At 53.9% G+C, this 18,859-nt stretch carries 20 protein-coding genes and 1 tRNA gene; 20 read left to right on the forward strand and 1 reads right to left on the reverse strand.

Annotation, left to right across the window (positions count from 1 at the left end; translation table 11 throughout):
- The first annotated feature begins 13 nt into the window (after positions 1–13).
- The 10 genes from LEPIL_RS09750 to LEPIL_RS23925 all read left to right on the forward strand — a co-directional run bounded on the left by LEPIL_RS09750 (position 14) and on the right by LEPIL_RS23925 (position 7,873).
- Positions 14–715 carry a hypothetical protein gene (locus LEPIL_RS09750; protein WP_143464859.1) on the forward strand — a complete coding sequence of 234 codons (702 nt, stop codon included), beginning with the start codon at positions 14–16 and terminating at the stop codon, positions 713–715.
- Positions 716–1,026: 311 nt separating this feature from the next.
- Positions 1,027–2,613: a tetrathionate reductase family octaheme c-type cytochrome gene (locus tag LEPIL_RS09755; protein WP_002772280.1), complete on the forward strand. Its 1,587-nt coding sequence runs from the start codon at positions 1,027–1,029 to the stop codon at positions 2,611–2,613.
- A complete protein-coding gene (locus LEPIL_RS09760; protein WP_002772281.1) occupies positions 2,610–3,293 on the forward strand; it encodes a cytochrome b/b6 domain-containing protein in 684 nt (227 codons plus the stop codon). The genes LEPIL_RS09755 and LEPIL_RS09760 overlap by 4 nt, the downstream gene beginning before the upstream one ends.
- Positions 3,294–3,317: 24 nt before the next feature.
- Positions 3,318–3,836 (forward strand): YeeE/YedE thiosulfate transporter family protein, encoded by a 519-nt coding sequence (locus tag LEPIL_RS09765; RefSeq protein WP_002772283.1) that lies wholly within the window; start codon positions 3,318–3,320, stop codon positions 3,834–3,836.
- Positions 3,837–3,859: 23 nt separating this feature from the next.
- A complete protein-coding gene (locus LEPIL_RS22940; RefSeq protein WP_002772285.1) occupies positions 3,860–5,041 on the forward strand; it encodes a YeeE/YedE thiosulfate transporter family protein in 1,182 nt (393 codons plus the stop codon).
- A 225-nt stretch (positions 5,042–5,266) separates the two neighbouring features.
- On the forward strand, positions 5,267–6,094 hold the full coding sequence (locus LEPIL_RS09775; protein ID WP_143464860.1) for a hypothetical protein: 828 nt from the start codon (positions 5,267–5,269) through the stop codon (positions 6,092–6,094).
- 27 nt (positions 6,095–6,121) lie between these two features.
- The gene (locus tag LEPIL_RS22945) at positions 6,122–6,295 is read left to right on the forward strand and encodes a DUF4160 domain-containing protein (RefSeq protein ID WP_078123583.1); all 174 of its coding nucleotides are present in this window, start codon (positions 6,122–6,124) and stop codon (positions 6,293–6,295) included.
- On the forward strand, positions 6,276–6,554 hold the full coding sequence (locus LEPIL_RS09780) for a DUF2442 domain-containing protein (RefSeq protein ID WP_002772287.1): 279 nt from the start codon (positions 6,276–6,278) through the stop codon (positions 6,552–6,554). Before LEPIL_RS22945 ends, LEPIL_RS09780 begins: the two co-directional genes overlap by 20 nt.
- 364 nt (positions 6,555–6,918) lie before the next feature.
- Entirely contained in the window at positions 6,919–7,533 is a 615-nt protein-coding gene (locus tag LEPIL_RS23920; protein WP_052608270.1) for an Rpn family recombination-promoting nuclease/putative transposase, read from the forward strand.
- 106 nt (positions 7,534–7,639) lie between these two features.
- Positions 7,640–7,873 carry a hypothetical protein gene (locus LEPIL_RS23925; protein ID WP_245826903.1) on the forward strand — a complete coding sequence of 78 codons (234 nt, stop codon included), beginning with the start codon at positions 7,640–7,642 and terminating at the stop codon, positions 7,871–7,873.
- 350 nt (positions 7,874–8,223) lie between these two features.
- On the opposite strand, the gene LEPIL_RS09790 is transcribed toward LEPIL_RS23925, so the two are convergent.
- Positions 8,224–8,724, reverse strand: a complete 501-nt coding sequence (locus tag LEPIL_RS09790; RefSeq protein ID WP_002772288.1) for an ankyrin repeat domain-containing protein — start codon at positions 8,722–8,724, stop codon at positions 8,224–8,226.
- 525 nt (positions 8,725–9,249) lie between these two features.
- Here LEPIL_RS09790 and rpmG point away from each other — a divergent pair.
- From rpmG to LEPIL_RS09845, 10 genes are all read left to right on the forward strand, one after another.
- Positions 9,250–9,408 carry a 50S ribosomal protein L33 gene (gene rpmG, locus LEPIL_RS09795; protein ID WP_002772289.1) on the forward strand — a complete coding sequence of 53 codons (159 nt, stop codon included), beginning with the start codon at positions 9,250–9,252 and terminating at the stop codon, positions 9,406–9,408.
- Positions 9,409–9,414: 6 nt separating this feature from the next.
- Complete coding sequence (locus tag LEPIL_RS09800) at positions 9,415–10,335, forward strand: GHMP family kinase ATP-binding protein (RefSeq protein ID WP_002772290.1); 921 nt, start codon at positions 9,415–9,417, stop codon at positions 10,333–10,335.
- A 1-nt stretch (position 10,336) separates the two neighbouring features.
- Positions 10,337–10,411 (forward strand) — tRNA-Gln (locus tag LEPIL_RS09805).
- A 30-nt stretch (positions 10,412–10,441) separates the two neighbouring features.
- Positions 10,442–11,221 (forward strand): sugar phosphate nucleotidyltransferase, encoded by a 780-nt coding sequence (locus LEPIL_RS09810; RefSeq protein WP_002772292.1) that lies wholly within the window; start codon positions 10,442–10,444, stop codon positions 11,219–11,221.
- Positions 11,218–12,156: a ribose-phosphate diphosphokinase gene (locus tag LEPIL_RS09815; RefSeq protein WP_002772293.1), complete on the forward strand. Its 939-nt coding sequence runs from the start codon at positions 11,218–11,220 to the stop codon at positions 12,154–12,156. Before LEPIL_RS09810 ends, LEPIL_RS09815 begins: the two co-directional genes overlap by 4 nt.
- 80 nt (positions 12,157–12,236) lie before the next feature.
- Positions 12,237–12,821: a 50S ribosomal protein L25 gene (locus tag LEPIL_RS09820; protein ID WP_002772294.1), complete on the forward strand. Its 585-nt coding sequence runs from the start codon at positions 12,237–12,239 to the stop codon at positions 12,819–12,821.
- Positions 12,822–12,996: 175 nt separating this feature from the next.
- Entirely contained in the window at positions 12,997–13,563 is a 567-nt protein-coding gene (gene pth, locus LEPIL_RS09825) for an aminoacyl-tRNA hydrolase (protein WP_002772295.1), read from the forward strand.
- Between the two features lie 166 nt (positions 13,564–13,729).
- Positions 13,730–15,736 carry an ATP-dependent zinc metalloprotease FtsH gene (ftsH, locus tag LEPIL_RS09830; protein WP_002772296.1) on the forward strand — a complete coding sequence of 669 codons (2,007 nt, stop codon included), beginning with the start codon at positions 13,730–13,732 and terminating at the stop codon, positions 15,734–15,736.
- Entirely contained in the window at positions 15,733–17,340 is a 1,608-nt protein-coding gene (locus LEPIL_RS09835; protein WP_002772297.1) for a hypothetical protein, read from the forward strand. The genes ftsH and LEPIL_RS09835 overlap by 4 nt, the downstream gene beginning before the upstream one ends.
- Before the next feature lie 359 nt (positions 17,341–17,699).
- Positions 17,700–18,854: an acyl-CoA dehydrogenase family protein gene (locus LEPIL_RS09845; RefSeq protein WP_002772298.1), complete on the forward strand. Its 1,155-nt coding sequence runs from the start codon at positions 17,700–17,702 to the stop codon at positions 18,852–18,854.
- The last annotated feature ends 5 nt before the right edge of the window (positions 18,855–18,859 follow it).

Here is an 18,859-nt window from a genome sequence, read left to right on the forward strand (position 1 = left end):
GATGATAAAAGCAATGAAACGATTGAACGTGTTCTTCTCTGTACGCTCTGCGAGCCTGTTAACTGTCATCGCTGCCCTGATTGTCGTTTCTCATCTGGCTGCCCAGGCTCCAGAAACGAAGCCGGCCGATATGAATCAGCCAGCGCAGGATCCCGGTGGCCGCCGCCTTGCCGGCTTTGCCGAAACGCCGTGGATGAGCGAATACACGCAGGTGAAGGATCGCTTCAGCGCGCTTTCAGAATCGGCCGCGTCAGTCGATCGTATCGAGATCCTGATGGCCGTGCGCAATCAATACATCCTGATCAAACGCAACGACGTACTGTATCGCTACAATTTCTACAAAACACCCTACGAGGTGCTGAAGCTCACGAACCACGATCTTCAGAAAGAACAGTGGGAAGAGGCCGAAGCCGTCCTCTATCAGGTGAAGATCATCCAGCCCTTTATCGCCTCGGACTCCATTTCAAAAAAACTCGAAGTCGCCTACGGACCGAGAACGCGCTCGACGGTGAAGCCCGAGACGAAGCGCGGCGCCGATATCTGGGAGCTCGAAGGCGGATTCATCTTTCAGTGGTATGAGCCCTACAACGGAAGGCCCTACACGCGCACCATCGACTACATCAGTGACGAGCTGGCGAGGCGAATCCTCAAAGAGCGCGAAGAGTTTTTTTCCGCCGAAGAACTCGATCTGCTGCGCAAGATGATCGTGCGCTGAATCCATAACCGGCTGCGAACAAAACGGCTACGGGCAGAATATCTCCAGCCGGAAGCGCTCCGAATTGAACGGCTCAGAGCGAGCTGCGTTTCTTTTTTGCGCTTTTTCGCCACTGCCTGAATTTCTCCTTGCATTTTTATTGCCTCAGCGCGAAGATACGGGCATAGGGTATCTGATCAACGTTCAGTTATTCCAGCATGAATCGCCGAACAGGCCCTGCCCGAACTCAGCTCAAAACAAGAGAAGAGCCGGTCAGAAAGCTCGCTTGAATCAGAATCGAAAAAAACATGATTTAAAGAAGGCAGACTACCATGAAACGTGCCTCGCTTGCTCTACTGGCCTTTGCCCTGATCCTCGGAACAATCCTCATTGCTTCGACGATTACGCGCAAGAGCCGCGAAACTCCTGCACTGGCGGTGCTCAGAGCGAAATACTCCGAACCGCATAAAAAATCCGTCGACCATTCGAAGTTCCCGCAGCTGCAGCGCGCCTTTGCCGCTCCACAGGAGATTACGGCCGCCTGCATCGGCTGTCATAACGAGCGCCATAAAGAGGTGATGGCCTCCTCTCACTGGAACTGGGGGCGTGAAGAATACGTCGCCGGTAAGGGAATCCGATTTGTCGGTAAAAAGAACATACTGAACAACTTCTGTATCGGCATTCAAACGAACGAAGAGAGCTGCAACAAATGCCATACCGGTTACGGATGGCGCGACGATAAGTTCAACTTCAACGATCCGCGCAACGTCGACTGTCTGGCCTGCCACGACAACAGCAATACCTATGTGAAGGCCTCGGGCGGAGCCGGTATGCCCGATCCCTCCGTAAACCTGAACGTCGTCGCTCAGAGCGTCGGCCGACCGGAGCGCGCGAACTGCGGCACCTGCCATTTCTTTGGTGGCGGCGGTAATAACGTGAAGCACGGCGACCTCGACTCCTCGCTCTTTGATCCCACCCGCGCCGTCGACGTGCACATGGCGTCAGAGGGAGCGAATCTACAATGCGTCGACTGCCATGTAACGGAAAATCATAAGATGAAGGGCAAGGTGTACTCCCTTTCTTCTATGAATAGAGACCGCTCGACCTGTGAATCCTGCCACACAGAGACACCGCATGAAAGCGACGTGATCAACGAACATACGCTGAAGGTGGCCTGCCAGAGCTGCCATATTCCCGTGTATGCGAAGGTTAACCCGACGAAGCTTTCGTGGGATTGGTCGACGGCCGGCAAATTGAAAGACGGTAAGCCTTACACGGAGCATGCCGAAGACGGCACCGATTCTTATATGTCGATTAAAGGATCGTTCACCTGGGGCAAAGAGATCGAACCTGAATACGTCTGGTTCAACGGCACGGCGTCGCATTATCTGGTCGGCGATAAGATCGACCCGGATTCCGTCGTTAAAGTGAACGAACTGCACGGCAGCTACGATGATCCCGACGCCAAGATCATTCCCGTCAAAATCCACCGCGGAAATCAGATCTACGATAAAGAGCATCTGTATCTGATACAGCCGAAGACCTATTCCGGGCATTCCGGTGACGGCGGTTTCTGGAAGGAATTCAACTGGAATCGAGCCGCCGAGCTGGGTATGAAAGATATCGGCCTGCCCTACAGCGGACAGTACGGCTTCGTAAAAACCGAGATGTACTGGCCGATCAACCACATGGTTTCGACGAAAGAGAAGACGGTGAACTGCACCGAGTGTCATACTCGCGACAACAGCCGGCTGCAACATTTAACCGACTTTTATCTACCGGGCCGGGATCGCAGCACGCCCGTCGAATTTCTTGGCAAGCTGATGGTATTCCTCACGTTAGCCGGAGTGCTTCTGCACGGAGCGCTGCGCATCGTCGTCGCAAAAAGGCATGAACGCGAAAAAGGAGACAGATCATGAGCGGCAAAACGAAATCAAGGCTCGTTCTTGTCTACGGTCGGTTTGAAAGATTCTGGCACTGGACACAGGCCGCTCTCATCATCTTTCTTACCCTGACCGGATTCGAGATCCACGGATCGTTCACCTTCTTCGGCTACGAAAACGCGGTGAATTATCACAGCGTCGCCGCCATCCTGTTCCTGGTGCTCATTTCGTTTGCCATATTCTGGCATTTCAGCACCGGAGAATGGAAGCAGTATGTGCCGACGCTGAGCATGCTGAAGGCGCAGGCCGAATACTACGTCGTCGGCATCTTCCGGGAGGCCCCGCATCCGACGAAGAAGACGGTGCTTTCCAAGCTCAATCCGCTGCAGAAGATGGTCTATGCCGGCCTGAAGCTGCTCGTTATTCCTGGCATGGTCACGACGGGACTTCTGTATATGTTCTATCGTTATCCGCAGAAAAACGAGGTGATGCTTCTGAACGTCGACGGGCTGCGCACGATCGCCGTGCTGCATACGCTCGGCGCCTTCGCCCTCATCGCCTTCATCATTGCCCATATCTACCTGATCACGACGGGCGATACGATTACGTCGAATCTCAAGGCGATGATCACCGGATACGAAGAGCTTGAAGAAGAAACGGAATCCGACTCGAAACGAGAAGAGAGCCCCAAAAAAAACAAAAAGGGTCGCAGCTAACAGGAGAACATTCAGGAGAATCGTATGGGAACTCAATCGAAATACATGAATCCGTATCTGGCCGGATTCTTTCTCGGCCTGGTCGTTCTGGCGACGGTCTTCTTGACCGGCCGCGGCCTCGGAGCCAGCGGCGCGATTAAAAGCGCCGTCGTCGCCAGCGTCGATATCGTATCGCCCGAGCATGTGCAGAACCGACCGTTCTTTCAGCATGCCGTGGAATCAAGCGACGGTCATCCGATGAAGACATGGCTTGTCTTTGAGGTGCTCGGCGTCATCGCCGGCGGCTTCATCTCAGGCCTGATCTCGAATCGCCTGAAATTCACGACAGAAAAAGGGCCCGGCATCAGCGACCGTAAGCGATGGGTCTTTGCCGTCATCGGCGGCGCTCTTTTCGGCATCGGCGCCCAGCTCGCCCGCGGATGTACGTCCGGCGCCGCGTTAACAGGCATGGCCGTGCTCTCGACGGCGGGATTCCTAACGACGATGGCGATCTTCGGCGGCGGATATATATTCGCCTACTTCGCCCGCCGTCTGTGGATTTAGAACCGACTCTTTAGGAGGATTGTATGGGTCCCTTTGTTCCTGAATTCATATCAAACGAACTGAATCTGATCGTCGCCTTCGTCGTCGGTATCGCCTTCGGATTCGTGCTCGAACAGGCCGGCTTCTCGTCTTCGCGTCGACTTGCCGGACAATTCTACGGTTACGACTTCACCGTGCTTCGCGTCTTCTTCACGGCCGGCGTTACGGCCATGACAGGCGTCCTGATCCTTGGCTGGGCCGGATTGCTCGATCTCGATCTGATCTATGTGAACCCGACCTGGCTCTGGCCGGCCGTCGTCGGCGGATTGATCATGGGCCTGGGCTTCGTGCTTGGCGGCTACTGTCCGGGCACAAGCGTCTGCGCCGTCGCCATCGGTAAGATCGATGCCATGTGGTTCGTGGGTGGAGGCTTTCTTGGAATCCTTCTGTATGGGGAGTTCTTCTCGTTATACAGCGAGTTTCATGAATCAAGCGCTCTCGGGCCGCTTAAGATCTACGAAACGCTTGGCATGCCTGCCGGCGTCTTCGCCCTGCTTCTGATCGTCGTTGCCGTCGCCGCCTTCATTGGAACAAGCTATCTTGAAAAACGCATCAGCAAAGAGGCTCCGGCCTTCCGTTTTCCGGTTAAAGAGCATCGCTATGCGATGGCCGCTCTGCTTGTAGCCGGCGTCTTGCTGCTCTTCCTGCCCGATCGCAAGACAGGCACGATGGAGATGGTGCAGAAGACCGAATATAAAGCGAAGCATCCGGTGCAGACGATGGACGTCGATGAATTCGCCTTTCGACTGCTTGATAGAGATCCGAAGCTGGCCATCATCGACCTGCGCTCCTCTGACGCCTTTAAAGAATCACCGCTGCCGGGCTCCGTATCGGCGACGCTGCGCGATCTATTCGGCAAAGAGCTCCTTCCTCTTCTGTCACGGCGCCATGTCGTTAAGGTCTTCCTTGCCGACGATATCGAAAAGGCCGAGGCCGCCTATCGCATCGCCGATCGACTGGGATTCGAAAACATACGCGTCCTCGACGGCGGCATGAAAGGGTTCGAAGCGGTGATACTGAAACACGAAGGCATCGAAAAGGCAAACGCCGACACAAAACGCTTTCGCGAAAGGGCCGGCACGCAGCTGCCCGTCATGATGACGGAATACAAGGCGAAGGCCAATCGCAAGCCCAAGGTTCAGAAGAAGATCCAGGGGGGCTGCTAAATCAGATGCGCACCTCAGCCCTCACCCCGCGGGTGGTGCTCTGTTGAATGGTTGAGCACCAGGCGGGGATTCGGGTGGGTGCGCATCTGACGGGATTGGTTAGACGGGAGATCGGTTGACTTGATCTCCTGTCTGATTCAAATTTCCGGAAGAAAAGACCGATGAAGAAGACTGCATATGTCAGGGTTCTTTTTTTACGAACCGTTGGAGGATTATTCCATCTTTATGAATAAGTTCATTCTGCTCCTTTCCAGCTGTGTCCTCTTCTTCAACGCCATTGGCTGCAAGAACCCGCCTTCAGAGGCTAAACCACGATCGCACTTTGAGAGTCCGTCCGGTCACTACAGGTTTTCTATCATCCAATCAACCGAATATGAAAAATGTACAAGGCAGATGCCCATGATAGGCTTATTCATGAGCGTCGATCCGAATTCCGGTCCCTTTGCTTGTGGCTATACAATCAGCGATCTTCAATCTGGAAAACCAGTATTCGCCTATTCATGGGTTGATGGATTAACAGCGCAGACTCTGCCTGGACCGGCGCCCAATTGTGATGTCAACAACGCTGAGGTTGTACTAGGATTCAAACGCTGGACTGAAAAAGATGAAATTGTCTTCACGGTATTCAGCCTGTGGTATGGTGCAGCCGATCCCGGTTATCGCAGCTATGTTTATGATTGGAGAAATTGCAAGAAAGTCTTTCTCTCCGGAATCTATACACCCCATTGCCCTGGAACCTGCAACAGCCTTCTGGAATACCATTATTTAAATAAATCGTATCTATTTCATAAAGATATAAAAACCGACATGGTTACGATCTATCGCACCAGAGCAACGGCCAGACACATTCATGACTACTACAAAGAGGAATTCGAAGAATCGGATCCGGAAGATCTGAAACCAGATCCGGAAAAAACCATTATCATTGGGTCTTTCTATTCGCAGGACTATCCTTCGGTCGAAGAAAGCGATGATGGCAGGCTCTTTATCACTGCAGACAAGAAGCATTTAATTCTCGATCCTTCAACGGACCGTCTGGATTTCAACGGATGAGCAAACGAAGGGAATCCCCGAGAGCCATTGCATATCCATGTTCGCAAAGCGGGAAACGTTGCTAAATTCTGGGTCAGACCGGCAGTAACGCTGGCCAGTAATTCGGGCTTCTCTTCGATGGAACTCCGCTGGATCGGAGAACAGGTTGCAGAAAACGCCAGTCTTATTGAGGAGAAATGGCATGAATTCTTTAGAGGTTGAAGCAAGGACCCGCAAAGTATGGTTTGATGAAGAGAATCTATGGCTTCTCCTTTACGATGGCCGTCAGCTTTCCGTTCCACTTTCGTTCTTTCCACGGCTACTGCATGCAACAGCAGAACAACGCGCAAACCTTACGATAAGCGGTGGCGGTACCGGGCTGCACTGGGATGAGATCGACGAAGATATTAGCGTCAGAGGCCTCCTGCTTGGTTACGGCGATCAGACAGTAGACCGTAAGAACCAGGCCGCTACCGGCTAAAAAAATTCTAATAGCGATAGCCAGCCTGCCCGCTCCCCCTGCTGGAGCAGGAGTGCGGAGCGGCGACGATTGACGCACCCTGGGCCCTGCGGGTCGATCGCGTCACCTCGTCGCACGCAGGGGGTGCGGGCGGGCCATACCAGGCGGGGATTCGGGTGGGTGCGCATCTGACGGGATTGGTTAGATGGGCTCCGCTGTCGGGAGGGAGCGATGCAGCCGGATTGGGTTAGACGGGAGATGCGCTGGTATCGCCGGTATTCAGTTTCGCCGATCCAGTCTGCCCGCTTAACGCAGAGACGCCGGAGTCGCCCGTCCGGTCGTTATTTTCTCTTGACTTCGCTTGCTGTCAGTCCAAGTTCCTTTCGTGGACCCGACGCCTGACAGGATCATTCGTGATACGTTCTCTGATAGAGAAGAAGCCATTCCTTTCTTCCGATCCACTCTGCCGTCCGGGCTGCTCGCTGCCCTTGATCTTGATACTCTTGAAGTAGAACAGGGAACCTTCATCGATGAATCCATGAAGGAATACCGCACGGACGTCCTCTTCCGTATTCAAACCGCCAGTGGATCGCCAGCGGAGATCTATCTGCTATTCGAGCATAAATCGCAAAGAGATCCGCGCATCTTCACACAGCTGCTTTCCTACCTCGCACGTATCTATGAACGACAGGATAAGCCCGTTCCCGTCATTCCCTTCGTCTTCTATCACGGGAAGAAAGCATGGGATCTCGGAACCGATTTCACAGCCCACTTCAAGCTCACGGATAGGGAGAGACAGATCTTTGCGCCCTATCTACCCGATTTCCGATTTGAGCTGTTTGACCTCGGTGATCAGGATGTTGAGACGCTCACTATTACACTCTACGTCAAAATGCTTCTGCAGATCATCCGCTCTATTGATACGGATCGTCTTGATGACAATCTCAGAGACATTTTCGAACTCTCTGAGATCTTTTTCTCAGAGCAAAAAAAAGCTTGAGAAACTCAGAAAATTGATCTTTTATGTTCTCACCCGAGGAGAGGTGCCGCACGAGAAAGTCGTCGCTGTCCTTTCCTCGGTCTCGAAACGACTGGAGAAGGAAGCCATGACTGCTGCTCAAAAACTCAGAGAAGAAGGATTTGCACAGGGCATGCAACAGGGTCTCCTTAAAGGAGAGCAGAAGCTACTCATCAAACTGATGGAGTGGAGATTCGGCAGTCTCTTGAAACAGGATAATGATGCCATCCGGGCCTGTTCCAATAGAGATCTCATCGAAGCAGCAAGCCGGGCTATTCTCGAAGGAAAGAGCAAGGATGAAGTGCTGGCACAGCTACGATGATCCATACAAAACCACTAAAAGTATACCTGAAGCTCAATATCACCATATTGAAAACTGATAAAAACAGTATATCTGTGTGCGCTCTTCTACTTCTTCTACAGCTCTCCATCTCCCGCCATCTCGTAGCCGCAGACTGAAACTGCGGCATCAGCTTCTTGTCTATAAACGATCGATCCTGAAGCCACACATCCCACACTCTGACAGGATTTTTTTTGGGTTCTCATGATTACAATTTTGCCGGTTGCCCAGTGGAAGAGATTTACCCCACAGCCGACCCAGGACAGAAATGCCGCCGGATCAACCGTTGATCGCCGTTCCGCGAGTCCGAGGGGGACTTCGTCAGCGAAGCTTTATTTTCGCAAACTCTCCAGATAGGCTACAATTGCAGTCTGCCCCCGCTCACGAGCAAACGCCGCAGCGTCCATATCCTTCATAAATTCCCCGGTATACTTTATGCTGGGGTCGATACCTGCATTCAAGAGAAGTTTCACAATCTCGATATGGCCGCCATAAATAGCACCAAACAATGGGTTCCTCTCAGGCTCACTGATATCCAATTCGGACCCAGCATCGAGAAGCTCTCTTACAACCGCCATGTGACCTTCAGAGGCTGCATGATTGAGAGCTACTCCCTTGAATGGACCTCCCCTTACATTGGGATCGCTACCCATTGCAAGCAATCGCTTGACAACCTGCAGCTGTCCACTGGTAGCAGCCACATGCAACCATGTCCCGAAGGGAGTTATTTGCATTAGGCGATCTTTTGAATCACCAATCAACTCAACAACCCGTTCTACGTCGCCAGCCTTAATTGCCGTCCGGAGTTCTTTACCTATCTCTATTTCATTCATAGGAATTTCTACCGTCTCCGTGCGGCTACCTCACCCAGCATCTTCAGCTCGTGAACCGTACCAAATCTTTCGCCCCCCATCGGGCCACTTCCTCAGTCTCTAATTCCGCCGGCGAGAGACAGCCCGGATAACTGTGGCTTCGCTTCTTCTTGATTCGCGAAGACCTTTCCTTCCTGCTCAGTCTCCGGGGGTCTCGTACCATTCACAGGTCTCACATGGCGAAGGACAGCCGACAACAGCGATCAGTAGCGCTGCTACCACACAGGGCAAAGTTATCAGCCTTCCGTTCATTGCGAATGTGGTCCATTCCATCGTATTCTGAACTCACTGCCTCCTCTTATACGTCTCGCCTGTGAACACAACAGTCAACCCATAATTTATGCACAACAGAATAGAGCCGACACCGGGCGAAGAGTCTTTCCGCATCCGCGCCCACTCCCTGCCCGATCCAAAAAAAACTCGACGGGTCGGTTATGGCTTAGATATCGGTCTTTCGGACCATCCGGCCCGATTACGAGGGACAATATGCGAGAAATCATCAAGCTTGAGTCGACTGCAGGAACCGGTTTTTTCTACACGACGACGAAGAACAAGAAGAAGCATACGGCGAAATTCGAGATCAACAAGTTTGATCCGAAGGCGAAGAAATACGTGAAATTCGTCGAGAAGAAAGTCTCGAAATAATCCTCGATGTCTTCTTCGAAGACGCTTCTGTGCCCGGCCAAGATCAACCTTGGCCTTGCCGTTCCCTTTAGACGGCCCGACGGCTATCATGAGATCGAAAGCCTCTTTCTTCCGATCGACTTCTGCGACGAGCTGACCGTTACCCCTGCCGCTTCCCTTCATCTGCGCACCGAGAATCTGATCGAGCTATCGACGCGGTCCGATTTTGAGGCCGTTTCTGAGCGCGGAGATCCCGAGAAGAATCTTCTGATGCGCCTTATGGCGGCGATCAATCGAGGTCGCGCTGAGCCTCTGCGCTTTGAGCTGTTTCTGCGCAAACGCATCCCTTCTGGAGCGGGACTGGGCGGAGGCAGCTCAAACGCCGGCATACTTCTGCGTTATCTTATAGAAGTCGGATTGCTGGATCGCTCTCATGCCTTCGAGCTTGCGCGAAGCCACGGCGCCGACATCCCCTTCTTTCTCGATGCGCGTCCCTCTGCGGTGACGGGCATCGGCGAAATCATAGAGCCGATCTCGCAAGAAAAGGATCGTGCACGTCTGAAAAGCATTCGCGGAGTGCTGATGCTCTCGGACGTCGTTGTTCCTACAAAAAATGCATACTCTGAACTGAAAAGGCCTTTACAGCCGACCTCTCAGTCAAAGGCTGGCTCCAGCCCGGGGCGAGCCTATCAGGCTCTTCTCGAAGGTGATGCGAAGGTGCTTTCTCAGATCGGGAACGATTTTGAAGAGGTTGTCTTTCGACTTCATCCGGAGCTTGCAGGCGTAAAGGATGCGCTTCTTGATTGTGGCGCCTTTTACGCATCGATGTCGGGTTCAGGTTCTGCCATCTTCGGTCTGTATGATCGAATGCAAGAGGACGAAAGGCTTGCCTTTCTCCGGCAGAGGTTTCCCGCATATCGAGCGGTTCCGTTCGGCTTTTTCCTGTAATTGGGCCGTCGCCAAGCGGTAAGGCAGCGGTTTTTGGTATCGCCATCCGGAGGTTCGAATCCTCCCGGCCCAGCCACAGCAACTCTGAATAACCCGGATTCATAACATGACCGACTCTGCTTCAAGCGCCCGCCATGCCGTCGTCCTGGCTGCCGGAAAGGGAACTCGCATGCAGAGCGATCTGCCTAAAGTCGCCATGCCGTTAAACGGCAGGCCGATGATCCAGCACGTTCTCGATCGCCTTGCTCCGCTCAAACTTGATACGCTTACGCTTGTCGTCGGCTACCGACGCGACGTCGTTGAAGAGCTGGCCCATACCTGGAAGAAGGATCATCCGACAGCGCCCGAGATTCGCTTTGCCCTGCAAGAAGAACAGAAGGGAACGGCGCATGCCTTCTTACAGGCAGAGCCGGCCCTTACAGGCAAAAGCGGGCTGGCCCTTGTGACGGCCGGCGATATGCCGCTTCTTCGCACTCGCTCCATAGACAGGCTCTTTTCTGAGGCGGCCTCAAACGGAGCGGGCGCCGTGCTCTCCGCCCATCTTGAGAATCCAAAAGGCTACGGGCGCATGGTGCGCGATGCTTCGGGTAACCTGAACCGCATCGTTGAGGAGAAAGACGCCGATGAACCGACGAAGGCCATCCAGGAAGTGAACACCGGCTGTTATGTGTTTCGCATTCCCGAGATCTTTGCCGTGCTCAAACAGATCGACAGCAACAACAAACAGAACGAATACTACCTGCCCGATGCCGTGAAACTCTACAGAGAACGCGGAGACCAGTTCCGCTGCGTCCTGCTCGACGACTACAGAGAGTCGATGGGCGCCAACACTCGTGAAGACCTCGTCCAGCTTGAACAAATCCACAGTCAGATGAAGGATCTATGAACTACGAACTGCTTCTTCTTTCGGGTAATGCCAACGAGCCGCTTGCTCGCGAAATCGCCGACTATCTCGGCGTTCGCCTGGCCGGCGTCGATCTCAAGAAATTCTCGGATGGCGAGATTTCGGTGAAGATCAACGAGAACATCCGCGGCAAAGACGTCTTCATCGTTCAGCCCACCTCGGCTCCGGCTAACGACAACTTGATGGAGCTTCTGCTCATCATCGACGCAGTGCGTCGTGCCTCGGCCAAGCGCATTACGGCCGTCGTGCCCTACTACGGCTACGGACGCCAGGATCGCAAATCCGAGCCTCGCGTGCCCATCTCGGCGCGCGTCGTCGCCGACCTGATCGAGGCCGTCGCCCCCGATCGCATCCTGACGATGGATCTGCATGCAGATCAGATCCAGGGCTTCTTTCATATTCCGGTCGATAACCTCTACGCCGCTCCGGTCTTTATCAAATATTTGCGCGAAACCCGCGCGAACGACGCCGTCGTCGTCTCTCCCGATACTGGCGGAGTGGAGCGCGCTCGATTCCTGGCCCGCCATATTAACGCCGGTCTGGCCATTATCGACAAGCGCCGTCCGAAGGCGAACGTAGCCGAGATCATGCACGTCATCGGCGACGTGAAAGACAAGAACTGCATCCTCTACGACGATATGATCGATACGGGCGGAACGATTACGAAGGCAGCCTCGGCTCTGAAGGCAAACGGTGCGAAAAGCGTCATCGCCTGCGCCACACATGCGGTGCTTTCGGGCTCCGCCATCGAGAAGCTTACGGAGTCCGTGCTCGACGAGGTTGTCTTTTCGAATACGATTCAGCTTCCGCCCGAGAAGCAGACCGATAAGATCCGTCGGCTTTCGGTGGCCCAGCTGGTCGGCGAGGCCATCCGACGCATCCATAACGAAGAGTCGGTCAGTTCGCTCTTCGTTTGAGATAAAGCGTTCATAAAAATGAGTTTGCTTTCTGATTCGGCCAGAAAATCTGGCCTTTTACCGATAGGAGTATGACAGCGATGAACCGCACGATTGAAGCCTCGACCCGCAGTGCAAGAGGAAAGAACGAATCCCGTCGACTGCGCGCAGCCGGCCGTATTCCCGCAAACCTTCTGGACCGGGGCAATTCCACGCCGATCGAAATCGACGACCGTGAGTTCGAGAAACTGATCGCCGGCGGACTTCGTTCAAGCAGCAAGTTCAAGCTGAAGCTGAACGGCGCCGAGCAAGAAGTGCTGGCTAAAGAGATTCATCGCCATCCGGTCAGCGGCCGTATTTTCCATGTGGACTTCTACAAGGTAAACCCCGGCCACAAGTTCCGCGTCGCCATCGCCGTCGAACTGACTGGCTCGGCTAAAGGCGTAAAGGCCGGCGGAGCGCTTGAGCATTACATCCGTCAGCTGAAGGTCGTGACCGTTCCCGAGAAGATCATCGAGAAGATCGAGGTCGACATCACCGATCTCGGCGTCGGTGAAGCGGTACACCTGAGCCAGCTTAACCTGCCCTCTGAATGGGAAACCCGCCTTACGGGCGATCCGGTAGTCTGCCGTGTAGCGCAGTCCCGTATGACGCTGAAGGCAGCGAGCGACGGCAAAGAAGGCTGAAAATAAAAGCCTGACTCCCGTTGTCAGCGAAGCCCCTCTTCCGGCGGTCTGGTGCGTTCGAGCACCTGATGCCCGATGAGGGGCTTTTCCGTTTATGCCCGTGCGCGCTTCCAATGAATCGCATTCCTACTATTGTACTTGACATTGGCGGAAGGTGTCTTACACTGTCAGCTCGATGAAGCTCGTCATTGGATTGGGGAACCCTGGTGAGAAGTACGCAAACCGTAGATCGAACATCGGCTTCAAGATCCTCGACATCATCGCGAATAATAACAACATCGATATCCGCACCAAGAAGAAGAAATCGCTGATCGGTCGCGGCCATATCGAAGAAGAAGAGATCGTCCTGCTCAAGCCGCAGACCTACAGCGATCTGGCCGGCGAGGCTGCCCTTTATATCGCCTCCTTTCTGCGCATCCGTCCTCGCGACATCATCGTCATCATGGACGACATCACGCTCACGCTGGGCAAGATCGTCGTGAATCAGGGCGGTACAGAGCATACTCATCCGGGCATCAAGAACCTGGCCGATGCGCTGAAATCGCCCGATTTTATTCGCGTCCGGGTCGGAGTGGCTGGCGACAGAGTGTCTAAGGTTCCGAAAGAGGAATACCTGAATCAGGAATTTGAGCCATCCGAAAGCTTTCGCCTGATTAACATCATCAACGACGCCGAATCGGCCATCCGCGAGATCGCTCACAGCCGCGACATACGGGATGTCATGGAGAAGTTCTCGGAATAACGACATCAGAAGCGCTGAGCCCTGCTGGCTCAAAGCGTTACGAACTCTTCTCAAAGAGTTATCTCAAAAAACCGAATACAGGATGCGGTCGGGAAGACGCCCTTCTCTGATTTCAACTCAGGTTGACGACAGAGTTACCTTCGATTATATTTCCCTCAGGGTTCACATGAATAAGAATTTCAAGTTTTTACTGCTCATTTTCACCGGTGTCGTCGTTCTTTTGACCATGGCACAGACGGCCGGGCGCTGCTCGCCCCTGGCAATGGAAAAAGAGGAGAAGCTCACGTTTTCTGAGTTCCGGAAGATGATCGATCCCTACAACGATCAGGCGATCGGTAACATCTACACGAAAGAGGCGATGGCCGGGGCGAACTCCGAGACAAATCCTTTTCTGCTGCGTATAGGTCCCAAAAAGATCGAAGGCCGCTATGTGAAGAAAGGCCAGCGCATCGAACCCACGGACGATGTAGAAGTCATCAAAAGTAAAACCGTTCCATTCGTGGTCGAGAGCATGCCCGAGCTGATTAACGAAGCTCTCATAGACCAGCTCGATAAGAACCGCGTCCACTATCGTTTTGAGAATCCCGATGAAGGCGGGATGCTCGGTACCATCTTACAGATGCTGCCTTTCATCATCATCGTCGCTCTGCTCTGGATGTTTATGATCCGCCAGATTCAGAGCACCGGTAACAAGGCGATGGCCTTCGGTAAAAGCAAGGCGAAGCTTAACCCCGAGGGTAAGACCCGCGTCACCTTTACCGACGTTGCCGGATGTGATGAGGCTAAAGAAGAGCTTGTTGAGGTTGTGGACTTTCTTAAAGATCCGCGCAAATTCCAGACGATCGGCGCTCGCATCCCTCGCGGCGTGCTGCTTGTCGGCCCTCCGGGAACGGGTAAGACGCTTCTTGCGCGCGCCGTTGCCGGCGAGGCCGGAGTGCCCTTCTACTCGATTTCAGGCTCGGATTTTGTCGAGATGTTCGTCGGCGTCGGCGCCTCCCGCGTGCGCGACCTTTTCGAGCAGGCCAAGAAAAACGCTCCCTGCATCATCTTTATCGACGAGATCGACGCCGTCGGTCGCCTTCGCGGCGCCGGCCTTGGCGGCGGGCATGACGAGCGTGAACAGACGTTGAACCAGTTGCTTGTTGAGATGGACGGCTTTGAAGAAAACGAAGGCGTCATCGTCGTCGCCGCCACAAACCGTCCCGACGTGCTTGATCCGGCGCTACTTCGTCCGGGTCGCTTTGACCGACAGGTCGTCGTCGACGCCCCTGACGTAAAAGGACGCGAAGAGATTCTGCGTATCCATGCGCGTAAGGTTCCGATGACCTCCGATGTGTCGCTCTCGCGCATCGCTCGCGGAACTCCGGGCTTCACGGGCGCCGATCTTGCGAACCTCATCAACGAAGCGGCCCTGCTTGCGGCGCGAAAAAACAAGAAACGCGTTACCCAGGAAGAGCTCGAAGAGGCGAAAGATAAGGTTATCATGGGTCCGGAGCGTCGCTCCATCCTCATTACCGAAAAAGAAAAAGAGGTCATCGCCTATCATGAAGGCGGTCATGCTCTGCTCGGCACGCTTCTTCCCTACTCCGAGCCCGTCCATAAAGTGACGATCATCCCCCGCGGAAGAGCGCTCGGGTTAACCCAGCAGCTTCCCGAAGACGATCGCCACATTCAGCCGAAAAAATACTGGCTGGACCGCATCTGCGTCTTGATGGGCGGCTATCTTGCCGAAGGCATCATCTTCAACGATACGTCGACGGGCGCCTCTAACGACATTCAGGTGGCGACGAACATCGCACGCCGTATGGTCTGTGAATGGGGGATGTCTGAAAAACTGGGAACGATCAGCTACAGTCAGGATAACGGCAACGTATTTCTCGGCCGTGAGATCAGCTCTTCGCGCCACTACAGCGAAGAGACGGCGGCCATGATCGACGGCGAGGTGAAGCGCTTCGTTCAGGAACAGCTTGATCGCGGCCGCGAGCTGCTGACAAATCATCGCGAGAAACTGGAACGCATCGCCAAGGCTCTTCTTGAACGAGAAAGCATCGGCGGCGAAGAGCTGAACGATATCATGGGCTCCGACATCTCAGACAAGCAGAAGCGTGCCTTCTCGCATGATGCGAAGCCGCCGGAATTCGAGGGGGGAGCTGAACCGGCACCGGCCACATGAAAACCGATCGTCTCGACGAGATCATCGAACAGGCCCTTCTCGATCCCTTCCATGAAGTTCTGGATCGCGAGGGGCCTTCGTCGTTTACTCCGACGACGCAGGCGCAGCCCGAACGAACGCCGGCAAACTCCGCCGCGCTTTCTGAAGTTCTCTCTGATTTCTCTACGGAAATATTCCATCGCCCCATCGAACTCGTGCTGCGACCACATGCGTCGGTGGCGCAGATTATACTGACGCGCATCTATCAGGCGAGAACGCATCCTGAGACGATGACGGTTATCGAGAGGTATGGCTCAGACCTCGTCGAGAAGCTCGAAGAGATACGCCGCTACTATCGAGTCTTCGTCGAAACCTCGTCCGAAGATCTGCTCGAAAAAGAGGCGGCCCGGCTTGTGAAGCGCTTCTTTCAGGATAACCCCAACGAAAACCAGAAGGATTTCATCAAGCTGAAAAGATTCTATGAAAAGATCCGTTCTTTTCAGGATATCGTCGACGAGCACTGGAACGACGTTCAGAAGCTCATTGATACGTTCAGCATCATCAATGAGACGCGGCATCTCGTAAAAGATCTTCCCGATCGCTATCTGCCCGAAGTCAACTCTCTTCTGCGAAGGACGGCCCTCTTTCTGCTTCATCTGAAAGAATATGCGAAGATCGAAGACCAGAGCAACGATGCCATTACGGGTAACCTCACCGTACGCATGGTCTATGATCCGAAGATCCGCTATACCGTTGAGGCGGCCCTGCGCAGTGAAGAAGGAGGCCTTGAAGAGTTACTGAAAAGAGCGCCCGAAAGCGATGAGGACGAAGAGGAAGAACAATCGCCGATCGCCTCCATCGCCCGCAACATCGTTCTTGAATCGAGATCAAGACGCTTTCATCATTCCAGCTATTTCGCCGTTCCACTTCTCGGAAGTCGTGACTGGAACCGTTCTCCGCATTACAGTCTTGAAATCGGTATGATCGACTACGAAGAAGAGAGGCGTTTTTTCGAAGATGCCTTTCATATCATTCTATCGCGTGATGATATGGAGAAGGTCGTCCAGCTGAACTCCCTCGTCGCCAATAAAGGATCCGGAGCGACACGCCTCTCTGAATACACCGAACGGATCATCGGCATTCTCGATGAAACGGCCGATCGCCTGCTTGATGAGGACTTTCCCGGAATTCCACATCAAGAGGTATTCCTCTATCATATCGGTCCGCGCACCTTCTGCTTTATTCTGCTGAATGCGCTGCGCACTCTGCATATCGGCGACATCTTCTACGTAAATAGCAACAGCCAGATCGTGCGCATGCTTCCTGAATTCGTTTTACAGAAGCTGCTCATCGACTGGTGGATCGAACGTTTCGAAGATCTCGATATCGAAGCGGTGGACTCGTATCTGAGCTACTCCCGCAACCTCGAAACCCTGCGAAGCGAATTCCTGCTTGTATTCGAGAGGGCGCGAGACATCCGCCGGCAGGAAGAACCCGGCGCCTCGTACCGCACCTTCGACGACTGGCTGCGCAGGCATCGCCATCGCATCTTCGGCGTGCGACGCTATGAGATCTTCCGGCGCTTCTTCCCCGATCTGCTCTTCAACATGAACGAAGAGAACTGAGCGCTATGCGCCGTTCATAGCAGACCGAAGTCGTTGAACCACGGAGAACTCAGAGGGCGCGGAGAGCTGACAGCGAATGAATCCAATGATTCTCAAATTTCCAACTCTACTTATAACAGGCCTTTGCTCAATTTTCTGTCGAAAATTTCGCGGCGCAAGGTCATCCTGACCTTGAAGAGCCGGTTTTGGGACCGGCTCTTATTTCTTAACTCATAAACCAGGATCCTCTTGCCGGTGACATCCTTCCCACGTTCGGCGATTGACATTTCAGTCAATATTTCCAGCGTGGCCAGAACAGAGTGCAGCAAGCGCCTTCTGCGGAGGCTCCTGCTCCAACCTGTCCAATACAGGAGAATAGAATGAAGCGTTTAAAACGAATCCTGCCCTTCACGGCCGAGCATGACGATTTCCGTGCTATGGTCGCCGACTTTGTCGATAACGAGGTCGCCCCTCAGCATGAAAAATGGGAGAAGGAAAAGATGGTTCCGCGCGAGGCCTGGGAGAAGGCCGGCTCGCTGGGCATGATCTGCCCGAACTTTCCCGAGCAGTACGGCGGTTCGGGCACGGACTTCCTCTACAACCTCATCGTCATTGAAGAGCTGGCCCGCGTCGGCGCCACCGGACTCTTCCTCAGTCTGCACGGCGACGTCATCGCCCCGTATATTCTGCATCATGCATCTGAAGAACAGAAACAGGCCTGGCTTCCCGACGTTATCGCCGGTAAGAAGATCCTCGCCATTGCCATGACCGAGCCTAACGCAGGCTCAGACCTTGCCGGCATCCAGTCGACGGCCATAGATAAAGGCGATCATTATCTGCTGAACGGATCCAAGACCTTTATCTCAAACGGATACCTTTCTGACCTTGTCATCACTGTGGCCAAAACCGATACAGCGAAAGGCATGAACGGCATATCCCTTCTCATGGTGGAGCGCGGAATGGAAGGCTTCGAGCGTGGACGCAAGCTCGAGAAGATCGGGCTGCATGCGCAGGATACGGCCGAGCTTTTCTTTACCGACGTGAAGGTTCCCAAGAAGAATCTGATCGGCAAAGAGGGCTATGGCTTCCGCTATCTGATGAGCGAGCTGGCCACCGAGCGTCTTGTTCTTGCCGCCTCTAATATCAGAACCGCCGAGGCCGTACTCGACATGACGATCGACTACGTAAAAACGCGAAAGGCCTTCGGCAAATCCGTCGGCAAGTTCCAGAACACGCAGTTCGCCCTGGCCGATATGCATACGGAACAGTGTGCGGCTCGCGTCTTTCTCGATCAGGTCGTCATGGAATACATGGCCGGTAAGAAGGTGACCGTTGAGGCGTCGCAGGTGAAGCTGCTCTGCTCTGAGATGCTCAAGAATCATGTCGACCGATGCCTTCAGTTTTTCGGAGGATTCGGATACATGACCGAGTATCCGATTGCACGCGCCTATCTCGACGCTCGCGTACAGACGATCTATGCCGGCACGTCCGAGATCATGCGCGAGATCATCGCCGGGAAAGGGCTTGGTCTCTGATCCCG

Source organism: Leptonema illini DSM 21528 (genome assembly GCF_000243335.1).
GTDB classification, from domain to species: Bacteria; Spirochaetota; Leptospiria; order Leptospirales; family Leptonemataceae; genus Leptonema; species Leptonema illini.